Annotated in this window: 17 protein-coding genes and 1 pseudogene; 13 read left to right on the forward strand and 5 right to left on the reverse strand. The window is 73.9% G+C overall.

The window, feature by feature from the left end; genetic code table 11:
- Positions 1–49 precede the first annotated feature (49 nt).
- The 7 genes and pseudogenes from ACFWMZ_RS07935 to ACFWMZ_RS07965 all read left to right on the forward strand — a co-directional run bounded on the left by ACFWMZ_RS07935 (position 50) and on the right by ACFWMZ_RS07965 (position 5416).
- Positions 50–874 (forward strand): alpha/beta fold hydrolase, encoded by an 825-nt coding sequence (locus ACFWMZ_RS07935; RefSeq protein ID WP_383200079.1) that lies wholly within the window; start codon positions 50–52, stop codon positions 872–874.
- Positions 875–967: 93 nt separating this feature from the next.
- Positions 968–1522: a DinB family protein gene (locus tag ACFWMZ_RS07940; RefSeq protein WP_383175155.1), complete on the forward strand. Its 555-nt coding sequence runs from the start codon at positions 968–970 to the stop codon at positions 1520–1522.
- 70 nt (positions 1523–1592) lie between these two features.
- Positions 1593–2279 (forward strand): ribulose-phosphate 3-epimerase, encoded by a 687-nt coding sequence (gene rpe / locus ACFWMZ_RS07945; protein ID WP_383200081.1) that lies wholly within the window; start codon positions 1593–1595, stop codon positions 2277–2279.
- Positions 2280–2387: 108 nt separating this feature from the next.
- Positions 2388–3440: a sugar-binding transcriptional regulator gene (locus ACFWMZ_RS07950; protein WP_383175161.1), complete on the forward strand. Its 1053-nt coding sequence runs from the start codon at positions 2388–2390 to the stop codon at positions 3438–3440.
- Between the two features lie 771 nt (positions 3441–4211).
- Positions 4212–4463 (forward strand): annotated as a pseudogene (locus ACFWMZ_RS07955) (TetR-like C-terminal domain-containing protein); the annotation flags it as partial.
- Between the two features lie 85 nt (positions 4464–4548).
- The gene (locus ACFWMZ_RS07960) at positions 4549–4977 is read left to right on the forward strand and encodes a ribonuclease domain-containing protein (protein WP_383175164.1); all 429 of its coding nucleotides are present in this window, start codon (positions 4549–4551) and stop codon (positions 4975–4977) included.
- Positions 4978–5020: 43 nt separating this feature from the next.
- Positions 5021–5416, forward strand: coding sequence for a barstar family protein (locus ACFWMZ_RS07965; protein ID WP_383175167.1), 396 nt, complete (start codon positions 5021–5023; stop codon positions 5414–5416).
- A 72-nt stretch (positions 5417–5488) separates the two neighbouring features.
- On the opposite strand, the gene ACFWMZ_RS07970 is transcribed toward ACFWMZ_RS07965, so the two are convergent.
- The gene (locus ACFWMZ_RS07970) at positions 5489–5842 is read right to left on the reverse strand and encodes a DNA glycosylase AlkZ-like family protein (protein ID WP_383200084.1); all 354 of its coding nucleotides are present in this window, start codon (positions 5840–5842) and stop codon (positions 5489–5491) included.
- Positions 5843–6125: 283 nt separating this feature from the next.
- Here ACFWMZ_RS07970 and ACFWMZ_RS07975 point away from each other — a divergent pair, with 283 nt between their 5' ends.
- The 4 genes from ACFWMZ_RS07975 (at position 6126) to ACFWMZ_RS07990 (ending at position 10861) form a co-directional block, all read left to right on the forward strand.
- Positions 6126–7592, forward strand: coding sequence for a GuaB1 family IMP dehydrogenase-related protein (locus ACFWMZ_RS07975; RefSeq protein ID WP_383175170.1), 1467 nt, complete (start codon positions 6126–6128; stop codon positions 7590–7592).
- A 93-nt stretch (positions 7593–7685) separates the two neighbouring features.
- Positions 7686–8144, forward strand: a complete 459-nt coding sequence (locus tag ACFWMZ_RS07980; protein ID WP_383175173.1) for an Lrp/AsnC family transcriptional regulator — start codon at positions 7686–7688, stop codon at positions 8142–8144.
- Between the two features lie 192 nt (positions 8145–8336).
- Positions 8337–9119 carry a nitrilase-related carbon-nitrogen hydrolase gene (locus ACFWMZ_RS07985; protein ID WP_383175176.1) on the forward strand — a complete coding sequence of 261 codons (783 nt, stop codon included), beginning with the start codon at positions 8337–8339 and terminating at the stop codon, positions 9117–9119.
- A gap of 47 nt (positions 9120–9166) precedes the next feature.
- Positions 9167–10861 carry a flavin monoamine oxidase family protein gene (locus tag ACFWMZ_RS07990; protein ID WP_383200087.1) on the forward strand — a complete coding sequence of 565 codons (1695 nt, stop codon included), beginning with the start codon at positions 9167–9169 and terminating at the stop codon, positions 10859–10861.
- A 79-nt stretch (positions 10862–10940) separates the two neighbouring features.
- On the opposite strand, the gene ACFWMZ_RS07995 is transcribed toward ACFWMZ_RS07990, so the two are convergent.
- A complete protein-coding gene (locus tag ACFWMZ_RS07995; RefSeq protein WP_383175182.1) occupies positions 10941–11636 on the reverse strand; it encodes a DUF5995 family protein in 696 nt (231 codons plus the stop codon).
- A gap of 184 nt (positions 11637–11820) precedes the next feature.
- Between ACFWMZ_RS07995 and ACFWMZ_RS08000 the strand changes: the two genes are divergently transcribed.
- Positions 11821–12204: a VOC family protein gene (locus ACFWMZ_RS08000; protein WP_383200089.1), complete on the forward strand. Its 384-nt coding sequence runs from the start codon at positions 11821–11823 to the stop codon at positions 12202–12204.
- A 124-nt stretch (positions 12205–12328) separates the two neighbouring features.
- On the opposite strand, the gene ACFWMZ_RS08005 is transcribed toward ACFWMZ_RS08000, so the two are convergent.
- A complete protein-coding gene (locus tag ACFWMZ_RS08005) occupies positions 12329–12517 on the reverse strand; it encodes a hypothetical protein (RefSeq protein ID WP_383175188.1) in 189 nt (62 codons plus the stop codon).
- Between the two features lie 184 nt (positions 12518–12701).
- Entirely contained in the window at positions 12702–14108 is a 1407-nt protein-coding gene (locus ACFWMZ_RS08010) for a uracil-xanthine permease family protein (protein WP_383175191.1), read from the reverse strand.
- A 388-nt stretch (positions 14109–14496) separates the two neighbouring features.
- Between ACFWMZ_RS08010 and ACFWMZ_RS08015 the strand changes: the two genes are divergently transcribed.
- Positions 14497–14958 (forward strand): acyl-CoA thioesterase, encoded by a 462-nt coding sequence (locus ACFWMZ_RS08015; RefSeq protein ID WP_383200092.1) that lies wholly within the window; start codon positions 14497–14499, stop codon positions 14956–14958.
- Here the strand turns inward: ACFWMZ_RS08015 and ACFWMZ_RS08020 are convergent.
- Positions 14924–16147: an MFS transporter gene (locus ACFWMZ_RS08020; protein WP_383200095.1), complete on the reverse strand. Its 1224-nt coding sequence runs from the start codon at positions 16145–16147 to the stop codon at positions 14924–14926. The genes ACFWMZ_RS08015 and ACFWMZ_RS08020 overlap by 35 nt on opposite strands.
- Between the last annotated feature and the right edge of the window lie 28 nt (positions 16148–16175).

A 16175-nucleotide genomic window follows, 5' to 3' on the forward strand; every position in this document is an offset into this window, starting at 1 on the left:
GCCGCCCGAAGCAGGTCCACGACCGTCGGCCACGAGGAAGGGCCTCCGCATGAGCGACTGGGAGCTGACCAGGACGTACGGCAGCAGCTCGGGCGAGGTGCGCTGGGAGCGGCTCGGGGACCCGGCGGCGGAGCCCGTCGTACTGCTCCACGGGACTCCGTTCTCCTCCTACGTCTGGCGCGGCGCCGCCCGCGTCCTGTCCCGGAGCCACCAGGTGTACGTCTGGGACATGCCCGGGTACGGCGCCTCCGCCAAGTTCGACGGGCAGGAGGTGTCGCTGGCCGCGCAGGGCCGGGTCTTCACCGAGCTGCTGGACCACTGGGGCCTGGCCGAGCCGTCCGTGGTCGCCCACGACTTCGGCGGCGCCGTCGCCCTGCGCGCCCACCTCCTGCACGGCGCGGCCTACCGGCGGCTCGCCCTGGTCGACCCCGTCGCGCTCGCCCCCTGGGGATCGCCCTTCTTCCGCCTGGTCGGGGAGCACCACGGTGTCTTCGAGCAGCTGCCGCCCCACCTGCACCGTGCCCTCGTCCGCGAGTACATCGGCTCGGCCAGCAGCCCCGGCCTCGACCCGGCCGTCCTCGACCGCCTCGTCGCGCCCTGGCTGGGGGAGGACGGACAGCCCGCCTTCTACCGCCAGATCGCCCAGGCCGACCAGGGCCACACCGACGAGATCCAGAGCCGGTACGGATCGATCGAGCCGCCCGTCACCATCTGCTGGGGCGAGGACGACGCATGGATCCCGGTGGCGAAGGCGCACGAACTGGCCTCGCTCGTCCCCGGCGCCGAGCTGCTGCTGATCCCCGGGGCCGGGCACCTGGTGCAGGAGGACGCGCCCGACGGCCTCGACGCGGCGCTGGCCCGCTTCCTCGGATAGGCGGCGGCGGTGACCGCGCGACAGGGAGTTTTCGTTCGGCACCGGTGCCGAAACGGTGGTCGACCCGGCGGTCCCCCTGCCAAGATCGTCGACATGACCGCGACACCCCGCAAGCGTGCCGACATGTTCCTCCCCGCCGAGAACGACCCCCGCGAGAACGGCCCGAGCCTCGGCGACGAGGTCGCCACGCTCATGGAGTACCTGCGCTGCCAGCGGCTCACGCTGGAGCTGAAGTGCGCCGGGCTCGACCCCGAGCAGCTCGCCCGGCGCTCCGTCGAGCCGTCCACCATGTCCCTGCTCGGGCTGGTGCGGCACCTGGCCGACGTGGAGCGCGTCTGGTTCCGGGTGCGGATGGCGGGGCAGGACGCCCCGCCGTACTTCCGGCTCCCCGAGGACCCGGACGGCGACTGGGACGGCGCGCTGCCCGACCCCGCCCTCGTCGAGGAGGCGTGGCGGCTGCTCCGCGCCGAGCAGGAGTTCGCCGACGAGTACGTGGCACGGGCGCCCTCCCTCGACATCACCGGCGAGGCGCACGGCGAGCCCGTCTCGCTGCGCGAGGTCCTCGTCCACCTCGTGGAGGAGTACGCCCGCCACAACGGGCACGCCGACTTCCTGCGCGAGCGGATCGACGGCCGGGTCGGGCAGTAGAGGGGCACGGAGGTGAAAGGGGTGCGGCACCGGAGGCCGGAACCCGCCGCGGGCATGGCAGTCTTGGGGCATGGCAGCGCAGATCAATCCCAGCATCCTCTCCGCCGACTTCGCCCGCCTCGCCGACCAGGCACGGGCCGTCGAAGGCGCCGACTGGCTCCACGTCGACGTCATGGACAACCACTTCGTGCCCAACCTGACGCTGGGCGCGCCCGTGGTCGAGTCGCTGGCGCGGGCCACCGAGACACCGCTGGACTGCCACCTCATGATCGAGGACCCGGACCGCTGGGCGCCGCAGTACGTCGAGGCGGGCGCCGGGTCGGTGACCTTCCACGTCGAGGCGGCCGCCGCACCGGTGCGCCTGGCCCGGGAGATCCGCGCCAAGGGCGCCCGTGCCGCCATGGCGCTGAAGCCCGCCACGGCGATCGAGCCGTACGAGGATCTGCTGCCCGAGCTGGACATGGTGCTGATCATGACGGTCGAGCCCGGCTTCGGCGGCCAGTCGTTCCTCGACCTCACGCTGCCGAAGATCCGCCGCACCCGGGAGCTGATCGGCCGGCACGGCCTCGACCTCTGGCTCCAGGTGGACGGCGGCGTCTCGGCCGACACCATCGAGCGGTGCGCCGACGCCGGGGCCGACGTCTTCGTCGCGGGCTCGGCGGTCTACGGCGCCGAGGACCCGGCCGAAGCCGTCCGCTCGCTGCGCGAGAGCGCCCGCAAGGTCACCGCCTCGGCCTCCTGGGCGTGCGGCCACTGAACACGAGGCGGTACCCCGGGCCGACCCGGGGCCACCGCACGATGAACGACCGCCCCGAGGGCCGAACGGGCGCCGCCGGATCTGCGAGGATGAACGGCGGAGCCACTTGTGAACAGCAGTGAGGAGATTGCCGTGTCCGGCATGTCGGCGGGTCGTCCTGCCCTGCGGATGGGACCCGCGGAGCTGGTGCAGGCGGCGGCCATGGCCCGCCGTTTCTATCTGGAGGGCAAGTCCAAGATCCAGATCGCCGAGGAGTTCGGCGTCAGCCGCTTCAAGGTGGCCAGGGTCCTGGAGACCGCTCTCGAACGTGACCTCGTCCGCATCGAGATCCGTGTCCCCGCGGAACTGGACGCGGAACGCTCCGACGCCCTGCGGTCGCGGTTCGGACTGCGCCACGCCGTGGTCGTGGAGTCGCCCGCCGAGGAGGAGGAGTCGCCCGACCCCGAGAGCCTCGGCGAGGTCGCCGCGGACCTGCTCGGGGAGCTCGTCGCCGAGGGCGACGTCCTCGGGCTCGCCTGGGGCCGCTCCACCATCCACATGGCCGCGGCCCTCGACAAGCTGCCGCCGTGCACCGTGGTGCAGCTGACCGGCGTGTACGACGCGGGGACCGCCGAGCGCGGCTCGGTCGAGGCGGTCCGTCGGGCGGCCCAGGTCGCGGGCGGTGAGGCGCATCCCATCTACGCGCCGATGCTGCTGCCCGACCCGGCCACCGCGGCGGCGCTGCGCAACCAGACCGGGATCGCCCGTGCCTTCGAGTACTTCGACAAGGTGACCGTCGCGGCCGTCTCCATCGGCTCCTGGGAGCCGGGGATCTCCACCGTCCACGACATGCTCAGCGAGGAGGAGCGCGCGCACTACGCCTCGCTCGGGGTCGCCGCGGAGATGTCGGCGCACCTCTTCGACGCGGAGGGGCGCCGGGTCGGGCGTGATCTGGGGGAGCGGTGCATCACCGTCGAGACGGATCGGCTGCGCCGGATTCCTGAGGTCGTCGCCATTGCCGGGGGTGGGCGTAAGGCGCCGGCGATCGATGCGGTGCTTCGGTCCGGGCTGGTGACCAGTCTGGTCACCGACACGGCTGCCGCGGATCAGCTGCTGGCCACCGAGGCGCCGCCTCGGCCCGCCCTCGACCGGGCCGACCCGGACGAGCCCGACTCCCACTGACCCCCTGGCCTCAATCGCAGGCCGGGCTGTCTTTGGGTGCGGCGCGGCTCGATCGTGCCGGTCACTGATTGGCCTCAATCGCAGGCCGGGCTGTTCTTTGGCGTCCTGCCCGTCCCGGCCGTGCCGGTCACTGATGGCCTCAAGCGCCGGCCGGGCTGGGGGGTTCGCGGTTTGCCCGTGGGGTGGTGCGGGCGGGGCCGCACCGGTGTACCTCCTCACGGACTGACGAGGTGGGAGCCTGTCGCGTTTTGCGGGCTCCTCACGTCAGTCTGCTGCGGGGCCCCCCGGCCCGTCCCCGCCCCCCGTCTCGTCGGCGGCCAACCGCCGGTGGTGGGTGGGGCCGTCACCGAGCAGTCTTTCGTCCGACAGATTGGCCGTCTGTGCTCACTGTCGTGGAGCGATGATGGGTCATCCACTCATCACTGTCACTGTGGCGGATCGAGCAATGGGAGCCGGTCTCACCGCCCTCCGGCGGGTGGCCGCGTACGAGACCGTGGGGTGGGGTCGTGCCGGGGTGCCCCCGCAGCAAACTGACAACCTCGGCCGCCTTGATGCGACTGACCCTTGAGCTGTCAGTTTGTGAGGAGGTACCCCGGCACGGCCCCGCCCCACCCACGTACCGGAGGGACCGCGAATCCCAAGCCCGGCCGGCGCTTGAGGCCGTCTTGGGGCCGCCACGGCCGGGCCGGGCAGACGCCAAAACTCAGCCCGGCCGGCGCTTGAGGCCAACAGGGACCGGCACGGGCAAGCCGCGCCGCAGCCAAAACCCAGCCCGGCCGGCGCCTGAGGCCGTCTTTGACCGGCACGGTCGGGACGGGCAGACGTCAAAGAACAGCCTGGCCGGCGCCTGAGGCCAACAGGGACCGGGGCGGGCGAGCGGCGCTGCCGCCCGCCGTGGTCGCCGCCCGCGCCCAGCTCTTCGGACTGGTCTCCTTCGAACTCTTCGGACACTTCCACCGCGTGGTCGAGGACCGCGACCGGTTCTTCGCCCACAGCCTCGCGCGTGGCCCGCCGTCGGCTTGACCGACGACCCCGACGACCCCGACGACCCCGACGACCCCACCGGCTGAGCCCGCGGCCCCGGCCGGCGGTGTGACAGCATCGGCGCATGTCTGCGCGTCCTCGCCCCCGGGCGGCCTTCCGTGTCGCGGTGGCGGCCCTGCTCTGCGCCCTGCTGGCCCTGCTCACCGGCTGCTCGGCGGAGCCCGGGGCGCCGTCCGCGCCCTCCGGCGGCCGGTCGGCGCCCGCCTGGGCCGAGGGCATGGCGACCGTCGGCGAGGAGCGGCTGCCCGCCGAGGCCCGCGACACCCTGCGGCTGATCGACCGGGGCGGCCCGTACCCGTACGCCAAGGACGGTTCCGTCTTCGGCAACTACGAGCGGCTGCTGCCGGAGAAGAAGCGGGGGCACTACCGGGAGTACACGGTGCCCACCCCCGGCTCGCGCGACCGGGGCGCCCGCCGCCTCGTCACCGGACGCGAGGACGAGATCTACTACACCGAGGACCACTACGCCTCCTTCCGGGCGGTGCTGCGATGAGCGCCACCCGGCCGGAAAGCGGCCGAGAGGGGACCGTACGCCCGTGACCGACGACGCCCGCACCACCCCGCCCGCGTCCCCCGCCGACCCAGTGGCCCGTGCCGCCGCCGCCGCGCGGGACGCCGGGCAGCCCTGGGCCGTCCTCGACCTCACTGGGGTCACCGGCAAGGCGGGGTTCCTCGACGCCTGCGCCGAACAGCTCGGGCTGCCCGGCTGGTTCGGCCGGAACTGGGACGCGTTGGCCGACCTCCTCGGCGACCCCGACGGCCTGCCGCTGGCCGACGGTGGTGTGCTGGTGGTCCGCGGCTGGCGGGAGCTGGCCGTCGCCGGCCCGGCCGACTGGGAGACGGCCCTGGCCGTACTCGGCGACAGTGCGGCGGGGGCGCGCGAGACAGGCCGGGGGGTCACCGCGCTGCTGGCGCTGGAGGGCGAGGGCTGAGGCGGGGGAACGCCGCCGGGCTCGGGCCGTACGCCGGTGGTCCGTACGCTCGCGACGGCATCCCGGTGAGCGTCAGTCCGCGCCCGCGGCCAGTTCCTCCTCCAGCCAGGTGCGGCCCCGGGTCCGGGCCGTCAGCCTGACGTCGCCCAGCCGCGCCACCGGCGTCACGAAGACCGTCCGGCGCATCGCCGGCAGCCGGATCAGGGCGCGGTCCTCGTAGAGGGCGCGCTGCACCGAAGCCACGTCGGCGTGCGCGTCCCGGGTGCGGGCCCAGGCCGAGACGTACACCGAGGACGGGTCGGTGGAGTGCAGCGCCACCACCGAACGCGCCGCCCCCACCGGGTCCACGGCCCGCGCGGACGGCGCGAGAGCGTGCCGTACCCCGAGCCGTGCCCGCCGTTCCGCGCCCGGCATCCGGTACGCCATCCGTGCCTCCGAGGGGTGAGTGCGCGCCAGGTGCCACGGAGCCTGGCCCTCCCGGCCCGCCCCGGGCCGGGAGAACGCCGGACGCGCGGGGGAGTCCCTGGTCACGGGGGCGCACGCCCGGGCCGGGGCGCGCGGCGGCGGGTAGGGTGGGTGCGCAAGGCGGGTCGCCCGCCCCGCACACACGGTGCCCCGGGCCGCTTGGGAGGAAAACACGAGCGCGGGGGCGTTTCGCTGTGTCTTTGTGGGAGTGACCTGCTCCGTTTCGCGTGGGAATGTGAGACTCATGCGTTTTCTTGAGCCCGGTACCGGTCGCCACACCTCGATACCCCCGGTCGCGTACGACCTGACCTATGACGACGTCTTCATGGTGCCGCGTCGCTCCGCCGTCGGCTCCCGCCAGGCCGTCGACCTCTCCGCGCCCGACGGGACCGGGACCACCATCCCGCTCGTGGTGGCCAACATGACCGCCATCGCCGGACGCCGCATGGCCGAGACCACCGCCCGGCGCGGCGGGCTCACGGTCATCCCGCAGGACATCCCGATCGAGGTCGTCACCGAGGTCACCCAGTGGGTGAAGCAGCGCCACCTGGTGCTCGACACGCCGATCGTCCTCGCGCCGACCCAGACCGTCGGGGACGCCCTGTCGCTGCTGCCCAAGCGCGCGCACAACGCCGGTGTCGTGGTCGACGAGAACCACCGGCCCGTCGGCGTCGTCACCGACGAGGACCTGACCGACGTCGACCGGTTCACCCAGCTCGCCGACGTGATGTCCCGCGACCTGCTCCTGCTGGACGCCGACATCGCCCCCGGCGACGCCTTCGACACCCTCGACGGCGCCAACCGCCGCTACGCCCCGGCGGTCGGTGCCGACGGCCGCCTGGTCGGCATCCTCACCCGTACCGGCGCCCTGCGCGCCACGCTCTACCAGCCCAACGTCGACGCCCAGGGCCGCCTGCGGATCGCCGCCGCCGTCGGCATCAACGGCGACGTGGCGGGCAAGGCCCGCCAGCTCCTGGAGGCCGGGGTCGACACGCTCGTCGTGGACACCGCCCACGGTCACCAGGAGTCGATGATCAAGGCCGTCCGCGCGGTCCGCGCGCTCGACCCGCAGGTGCCGATCGTGGCGGGCAACATCGTCGCCGCCGAAGGCGTCCGCGACCTCGTCGAGGCCGGTGCCGACATCATCAAGGTCGGCGTCGGACCCGGCGCCATGTGCACCACGCGCATGATGACCGGCGTCGGCCGCCCCCAGTTCTCCGCCGTCCTGGAGTGCGCCGCCGAGGCCCGCGCCCACGGCAAGCACGTCTGGGCCGACGGTGGTGTCCGCCACCCGCGCGACGTGGCCATGGCGGTCGCCGCCGGCGCCTCCAACGTCATGATCGGCTCCTGGTTCGCCGGGACGTACGAGTCGCCCGGCGACCTCCAGCAGTCGGCCGACGGCCGCCTCTACAAGGAGTCGTACGGCATGGCCTCCGCTCGCGCGGTCCGCAACCGCACCAGCGAGGAGTCGGCGTACGACCGGGCCCGCAAGGCGCTCTTCGAGGAGGGCATCTCCACCTCGCGGATGTTCCTCGACCCGCACCGCCCCGGCGTCGAGGACCTGATCGACTCGATCATCGCGGGCGTCCGCTCCTCCTGCACCTACGCCGGGGCCGCCAGCCTCGCCGAGTTCGCCGAGCGCGCCGTCGTCGGCGTCCAGAGCGCCGCCGGTTACGCCGAGGGCAAGCCGCTGCACGCCAGCTGGAGCTGACCCTCCGCCACCGCCGCGCCACGGGCCGGACCCCACCGGGGTCCGGCCCATGGCCGTCGGCCCGGGTCGCACGGCCGTGTTCTACTGCACGATGTGCGACTGAACGACCTCGACGAACGCATCGTCCACGCCCTCGCCGACGACGCCCGCCGCTCCTACGCCGACATCGGCGCCCTCGTCGGCCTCTCCGCCCCCGCCGTAAAACGCCGCGTCGACCGGCTGCGCGCCGAGGGCGCCATCACCGGCTTCACCGTCCGCGTCGACCCGGCCGCCCTCGGCTGGCTCACCGAGGGGTACATCGAGATCTACTGCCGCCCGCACACCTCCCCACAGGACATCCGGCGCGGCCTGGAGCGCTACCCCGAGGTGGCCGCCGCCTCCACCGTCACCGGCGAGGCCGACGCCCTCGCGCAGATCTTCGCCGCCGACATGCGCCACTTCGAGGACGTCCTCGAACGCATCGCGGGCGAGCCGTACGTGGAGCGCACCAAGTCGGTCCTGGTCCTCTCCCCGCTGCTGCGCCGCACCACCGTCACCAGCACCACCGGGTGACCCCGATCACCTTCTGACCAGCGAGAACGCCCCCTCGGGCGCGGTCGGAGGCGGTTGCGCAACAGATCGACGCCAGGCCTCGTTCCGACGCAACGAATCGTCGTCCGATGCGCAAGGAACGCGCCTTGTGACCGCTGGGGGGGCCACGTACGGTCAACTCGTTCCCCGCCGCACCACCGCCCGAGGTCAGCCATGCCGTCGCTGCGCACCGCCCTGCTCCAGAGCGCCCCGGCCCCCGCCGACGCCCTGGACCGCCTCGACGAAGCCGCCCGCGACGCCGCGGCCGACGGTGCCCGGCTGCTGGTCACCCCCGAGCTGTACCTCACCGGTTACACCCCCGAGGCCGGTCTCGACGTCCTCGCCGAGCCCGCCGACGGCCCGTCGGCCCGCGCCGTCGCCGCCCTCGCGGCCCGCCACGGGCTCGCCGTCGTCCACGGCTACGCCGAACGCGGCGCCGACGGCCGCCTGTACAACGCCGCCGCCCTGACCGGACCCGACGGCACCCGCCTCGCCCACTACCGCAAGACCCACCTCTACGGCGACCACGAGCACCGCTGGTTCACCCCGGGCGAGCACCCCGTCGTCCAGGCCCGCCTCGGCGGCCTCACCCTCGGCCTGCTGGTCTGCTACGACGTCGAGTTCCCCGAGACCGTCCGGGCCCACGCCCTGGCCGGCACCGACCTGCTCTGCGTCCCCACCGCCCTCGCCGAGCCCTACACCGTCGTCCCCGACACCCTCGTGCCCGCCCGCGCCGTGGAGAGCCAGCTCTACGTCGCGTACGCCAACCGCGTCGGCACCGAGGGCCCGTACACCTTCGCCGGACGCAGCTGCCTCGCCGCCCCCGACGGCACCGTGCCGGTGCGCGGCGGCCAGGGCGGGCAGCTGCTGCTCGCCGACGCCGACCCGGCGCTGCTGGCCGCCTCCCGCGCAGACAGCCCCTACCTGCGCGACCGCCGGCCCGAGCTGTACGGCTGACCCCCGCGCCCACCGCCCCGCCCGTCCCCGCAAGGAGCCCGCACCCCATGACGTCCACGGTGCCCCCCGCAGGCCGCCCGGCCGCCGGACTGCCGCCGATCACCATGGTCGGCCCCGACTTCCCCTTCCCGTACGACGACTACCTCGGCCACGCCGCAGGGCTCGGCCAGATCCCGGCCACCGCGCACGGCACCGAGGTCGCCGTCATCGGCGGCGGGCTCTCCGGCATCGTCACCGCGTACGAACTCATGAAGATGGGGCTGAGGCCCGTCGTCTACGAGGCCGACCAGATCGGCGGACGGCTGCGCACCGTCGGCTTCGACGGCTGCGATCCGGGGCTGCGCGCCGAGATGGGCGCGATGCGGTTCCCGCCCTCCTCGACCTCGCTCCAGCACTACATCGACCTGGTCGGCCTCCAGACCGAGCCGTTCCCCAACCCGCTCTCCCCGGCGGCCCCTTCCACCGTGGTCGACCTCAAGGGCGAGAGCCACTACGCCCGCACCCTGGACGACCTGCCGCAGGTCTACCGCGACGTGGCCGACGCCTGGCAGCGGTGCCTGGAGGAGGGCGCCGAGTTCGGCGACATGAACGAGGCGCTGCGCACCCGCGACATCCCGCGCATCCGGGAGATCTGGGCCCGGCTGGTGGAACGCCTCGACGACCAGACCTTCTACGGCTTCCTGTGCGGCTCCGAGGCGTTCCGCTCGTTCAAGCACCGGGAGATCTTCGGGCAGGTCGGCTTCGGCACCGGCGGCTGGGACACCGACTTCCCCAACTCGATCCTGGAGATCCTGCGGGTCGTCTACACCGAGGCCGACGACCACCACCGCGGCATCGTCGGCGGCAGCCAGCAGCTTCCGCTGCGGCTCTGGGAGCGCGCCCCGGGCAAGCTCGTCCACTGGGCGCAGGGCACCTCGCTCGCCTCGCTGCACCAGGGCGGAGCTCCGCGCGGCGCGGTCTCCCGGCTGCACCGGACGGCGGGCGGCGGCATCACCGTCACCGAGGCGTCGGGCGCCATCCGCACGTACCCGGCGGCCGTCTTCACCGGCCAGTCCTGGCTGCTGCTCTCCAAGATCGCCTGCGACGAGACGCTCTTCCCCATGGACCACTGGACGGCCATGGAGCGCACCCACTACATGGAGTCGAGCAAGCTCTTCGTCCCCGTGGACCGGCCGTTCTGGCTCGACAAGGACCCGGCCACCGGCCGCGACCGCATGTCGATGACGCTGACCGACCGCATGACCCGGGGAACCTACCTGCTGGACGACGGCCCGGACCGGCCCGCCGTCATCTGCCTCTCCTACACCTGGTGCGACGACAGCCTGAAGTGGCTGCCGCTCTCCCCGGCGGAGCGCATGGAGGTGATGCTCACCTCCCTCGGCGAGATCTACCCGGACGTCGACATCCGCCGCCACATCATCGGCAGCCCCGTCACCGTCTCCTGGGAGAACGAGCCCTGGTTCATGGGTGCGTTCAAGGCCAACCTGCCGGGCCACTACCGTTACCAGCGGCGGCTGTTCACCCACTTCATGCAGGACCGGCTGCCCGCCGACCGGCGCGGCATCTTCCTCGCCGGGGACGACATCTCCTGGACGGCCGGCTGGGCCGAGGGCGCCGTGCAGACCGCCCTCAACGCCGTCTGGGGCGTCATGCGCCACTTCGGCGGCGCCACCGACCCGGGCAACCCCGGCCCCGGCGACCGCTTCGACGAACTCGCCCCGGTGGAACTCCCCGAGGACTGAGACCCGCCGGGGCGGGCGGGCCGTCGCGGGGGTGCGGCCCGCCCGCCCCGGGCGTCGGGGCCCGGACGCGGGCCGGCGGTCAGGACCGCAGCGGCGTCAACAGCATCCGCCCCACCAGCCCCACCGAGGTGTCCAGGCGGCGGACGAACTCCTCGCCCAGCTCCTCCACCCCGCGCACCGCCCACAGCGTCCGGGCCGCCGCCCACGCCGCGTCCCGGGCCCGGTCCAGGCTCCACGCCCCGACCAGGTGGGTCAGCGGGTCGGCCAGCTCCAACAGGTCCGGGCCGGGCATCAGCTCCTCCCGGACCCGCTCCTCCAGCGCCCGCAGCACCTCGCCCACCGTGTCGAACTCGTCCTCCAGCGCCGCCGGACGGCAGCCGAGCGCACGGCAGGAGTCCACCACCGCGAGCGGCAGATCGTGCCCGATGTGGGCATGGATGCCGGCCAGCGCGAACTGGAGCGGCCGTACGCCGGGATGGCGCCGCTGGGCGAAGAGCGGCCGCCAGCACGCCGGTACCCGCTCACCCGCCGCGTCCGCCGCCACCGCGTCCAGATAGCGCCCGGCGAAGAGCGTCGTGAGGGTCGACGCGGCCCGCACGTCCGGGAACTGCCCGTGGCCGATCCGCCGGGCCAGCTCCTCGGTGACCGTCAGGTAGACCGTGTTGAAGACCCCGACCCCGTCCGTCGGCGGGCAGCCGGCCCCCACCTCGCGCATCCGCGCCACCGTCGCGTCCACGGTGCCCACGCTTCCCGCCGTCCCACCCGTCTGCCCCATGACGGCAGCGTGCCAGCCCCGCCCCGCGCCACGGGCGGCACGCCCGGCCGCGTCCCCGAAACGAGGGACCGCACGGCACGGCGGCGCACAGGAGCCGCGGCCCTCCGGGCGCGCTGCCCGGCCGAGCGAGGGAACGAGCGCCACCTGGTGGCGGTGCGCGCGGAGATCGGGGAAGCTCAGGCGCATGGTCTCGGTATTGCAGAACGTGGCGATCGACTGTGCGGACGCCTACGAACTGGCGCGGTTCTGGAGCGAGGTGACCGGCCGTCCGCTCCATCCGGAGGACGGGCCGGGCGACCCGGAGGTGCGGGTGATGCCGACGGAGGGGCCGGTGCTGCACTTCAACCAGGTCCCCGAGCCCAAGACGGTGAAGAACCGCCTCCACCTCTGTCTCCGCCCCGAGACCTCACGCGACGCGGAGGTGGAGCGGCTGCTCGGCCTCGGTGCCACCTTCGTCGGCGATCACCGCAACCTCGACGGTTCCGGCTGGGCCGTCCTCGCCGACCCCGAGGGCAACGAGTTCTGCGTCCTGCGCAGCGCCTCCGACCGGGCCGCGACGACGGGCTGACACTCACGGCTCTCCCGGGCGGTCGCCGGGGCAGGGCCCGGCCGGGACGCGCCCGTCACCCGCTCACCGACCCCCTGCGACTGCGGCCACCGAAGGCGTCGGACGCCCTTGTCCAGACAGGGTCCTAGGCGATCACGCCGTTGAGGCCGCGCAGGCCCGCGACGATCTCGGAGGCGTCGGGCCCGCCGTCGAGGCCGAGGCCGGGCCCTGGATGGTGCGCCGACTCCTCGCCGGAACCGCGGCCGAGCGGCAGGCCGACGCCGGCCAGGCCGACTCCGTCCTGGCCCCGCTGCGCGACCGGGGCCGTCCGCACGGCACCGACGGAGGCACCCGGGAGGCGTACGCCTGGGCGGTGCAGAACGCCACCGCCATCGCCCAGAGCTTCACCGGCTCCGCCTGGCGGGGGAGCGCCCCGAGCCGCCGCCCGCCGCGGAACACGCCGGAGCCCGGCACCCACGGGGGGGCGCCGGGCTCCCGGACGTATGTACGGGTGGGCGCTACTTGCCGTCCGCCTGGCCGTCGGAGGGGGAGGTCTTCTCGTCGTACGCCGAGGTGCCCGCGTCGAGCAGCGGGCCGTCGGTCTTCAGGTGGGCGGGGGCGAAGGCCCGCAGCACGTGGTAGCCGGTGATGACCACCAGGGTGCCCAGCGCGATGCCGCCCAGCTCGAAGTTGTCGGTGATCTTCAGGCTGACGCCGCCGACGCCGATGATGATGCCCGCGGCGGCCGGGACCAGGTTGAGCGGGTTGCGCAGGTCGACCTTGGCGTTGGTCCAGATCTGCGCGCCGAGCAGGCCGATCATGCCGTACAGGATGACGGTGATGCCGCCGAGGACGCCGCCGGGGACCGCGGCGACGACCGCGCCGAACTTCGGGCAGAGGCCGAAGAGCAGGGCGAAGCAGGCGGCGGCCCAGTAGGCGGCGGTGGAGTAGACGCGGGTGGCCGCCATGACGCCGATGTTCTCGGAGTACGTGGTGTTGGGCGGGCCGCCGACCGCGGTGGAGAGCATCGAGGCGGCGCCGTCGGCCGAGATGGCGGTGCCCAGCTTGTCGTCGAGGTTGTCGCCGGTCATCTCACCGACCGCCTTGACGTGCCCGGCGTTCTCCGCGATGAGCGCGATGACCACGGGCAGCGCCACCAGGATCGCCGACCACTCGAAGCTCGGCGCGTGGAAGGAGGGCAGGCCGATCCAGTCGGCCTGGGAGACGCCCGACAGGTCCAGGCGCCAGTGGTCGACCGCCTCGGCGCCGCCGTCGGGGCTGTGGATCTTGCCGAGGACGAGGTCGAGGACCCAGGAGAGCACGTAGCCGAAGACCAGGCCGAGGAAGATCGCGATGCGCGAGAGGAAGCCGCGCAGGCAGACCACGGCCAGCCCGGTGAAGAGCATCACCAGCAGCGCCGTCCACTGGTCCTGCGGCCAGTAGGTGGTCGCCGTCACCGGGGCGAGGTTGAAGCCGATCAGCATGACGACCGCACCGGTGACCACCGGTGGCATCGCCGCGTGGATGACGCGCGCGCCGAACTTGCGGACCGCGAGGCCCGAGAGGAAGAGGACCGCCGCCACGACCAGCACCGCGCCGGTGACGGTGGCGCTGTCGCCGCCGCTCGCCCGGATCGCCGCCGCCACGCCGACGAAGGACAGGGAGCAGCCCAGATAGCTGGGCACCTTCCCGCGCGTCGCCAGCAGGAAGATCATGGTGGCGACACCCGACATCATGATCGCGAGGTTGGGGTCGAGCCCCATCAGGACGGGCGCCACGAACGAGGCGCCGAACATGGCCACGACGTGCTGGGCGCCGAGGCCCGCCGTCCGGGGCCAGCTCAGCCGCTCGTCGGGGCGTACCACGGCCCCCGGTGCGGGTGTCCGTCCGTCGCCGTGCAAGGTCCAGCGCACGCCGAGGCCCATGGTCGCTCCTTGTTGATCGCGCGAGAAGTCCGCTGAGGTGGCCGAAACCTGGCTGAAACACAGAGGGATTGCGTCGCAGCGATCCGGCCCACCGGCGTGGGTGCCGGAGAAAATATCAGCCACATGGTAATGCCGCCCGGGGGTCGGTTCGTGCCAGGACAGGCCGGAAGCACGGTGCCACCCGGGACGGGGGTGGCCGCACGCGTGTGCTGAGCGGTTGCTTAGGGTGGTGGGCGGAGAGTTCGGCGAAGACCACTGTCCGACATCGGCCACCCTCGCGAGTGAGTCACTTTTCGGTCATCCGGGCAGCCTTGCCAGCCCTGCGGCCGACTCGCCGCGGCTCTCCCGCCTCCCCGCCCCGCCTCCCGCCCTCATCAGGAGACCGCCTGTGACCGCCGCCCCGCTCGCCGACGCGCCCACCGCCCCCGAGGCATCCGGTGTCCTCGTCCCCGTCGAGGTCCACTTCGACGACCTGGACGCCCTCGGTCTGCTCCACAACGCCCGCTACCCGCTCCTCGTCGAACGGGCCTGGAGTGCCCACTGGGCCGAGCGCGGCCACACGTACGCCGGGGACTGGCACGCCGCGGGCGACGCCTGCAACGCGGTGAAGGAGTTCCACATCACCTACGAGGCGCCCGTCACCCGCCCCGGGCCCTACGCCGTCCACCTCTGGCTGGAGCGGCTCGGCCGCACCGGCCTCACCTACGGCTTCCGCCTCTGCTCCGCCGACGGCACCGCCACCCACGCGCGAGGCCACCGCGTCCTGGTCCGGCTGGACCCGGCCACGATGCGCCCCGCGCTGTGGAGCGAGGAGTTCAAGGGCGCGGCGCGTCCGCTGCTGCGGTCGTAGCGTCCCCCTCGGGCACCGGGCCCCGCGCGCGGGTCCGCAGCACCCCCGCGCCCACCACCAGGCCGAAGGCGAGCGCCGTCACCAGCCCGAACGACATGACCAGCGAGGAGACGTCGGCCACCGCGCCGATCGCCGAGGGGGCGATCAGCCCCGAGGTGTACGTGATGGTGGCGACGCCCGCGATGGCCTGCGCCGGGCGCGGACCGCTGCGGGCCGCGGCCGCGAAGGCCAGCGGCACCACCACGGCCACGCCCAGGCCGATCAGCCCGAAACCGGCCAGCGCCGCCGCCGTGCCGGTGGAGGCCACCACGAGGAGCCCGCCCGCGGTGGCCAGGCAGCCGCCCACGCGTACCGTCCCGACCGCCCCGAACCGGTCCACGATGCGGTCGCCACTGAGCCGCGCCACCGCCATGGTCAGCGCGAACGCCGTGGTGGAGGCAGCCGCGATCCCCGGCGATCCGCCGAGCACGTCGCGCAGGTAGACGCCGGACCAGTCCATCGCCGCGCCCTCCGCGAAGACCGCGCAGAAGCCCACCGCGCCGATCAGCAGCGCGGACCTCGGCGGCAGGGCGAACCGGGGCGGCGGCGTCTCGTCGGGCGCGCTGCGCACGTCCGGCGCGCCCTGGCAGACCGCGACCGCGACCACCGTCAGCACCAGGGCGGCGGCGGTGTGGTGCAGCCGCGCGTCGACGTGCAGATGGGCGGCGACGGTCCCGGCCGCCGAGCCGAGCAGCGCGCCCACGCTCCACATACCGTGCAGGCCCGACATCACCGACCGGCCCATCCGGTTCTCGACCTCCACCCCGAGCGCGTTCATCGTCATGTCCGACATGCCGGCGCTCGCCCCGTAGACGAAGAGCGCCATGCAGAGCGTCAGCAGGTCGGGGGCGAGGGCGGGCAGGATCAGGGAGAGCGTCCACAGGGCGACCAGGCCGCGCAGGGCGGCCCGGGAGCCGAAGCGGTGGCTCACCGACCCGGCCAGCGGCATCGCCAGCGCGGCGCCGACCGCGGGGAAGGCGAGGGCCAGGCCGAGCTGGCCCGCGCTGATCCCGGCGTGCTCCTGGATCCACGGCACCCGGGTCGCGAAGCTCCCCGTCACCGCGCCGTGCGCGCAGAAGACGGCGGCGACGGCGTACCGCGCCCGCCGCACCCCGCCGCCCTTCACCGGACCGTCCGCGTCCGCTGTCATCGGTGTTCCTCCCCTGGATACCGGTGGC

This window comes from Streptomyces sp. NPDC058373 (genome assembly GCF_042723275.1).
In the GTDB taxonomy this organism is placed as follows: domain Bacteria; phylum Actinomycetota; class Actinomycetes; order Streptomycetales; family Streptomycetaceae; genus Streptomyces.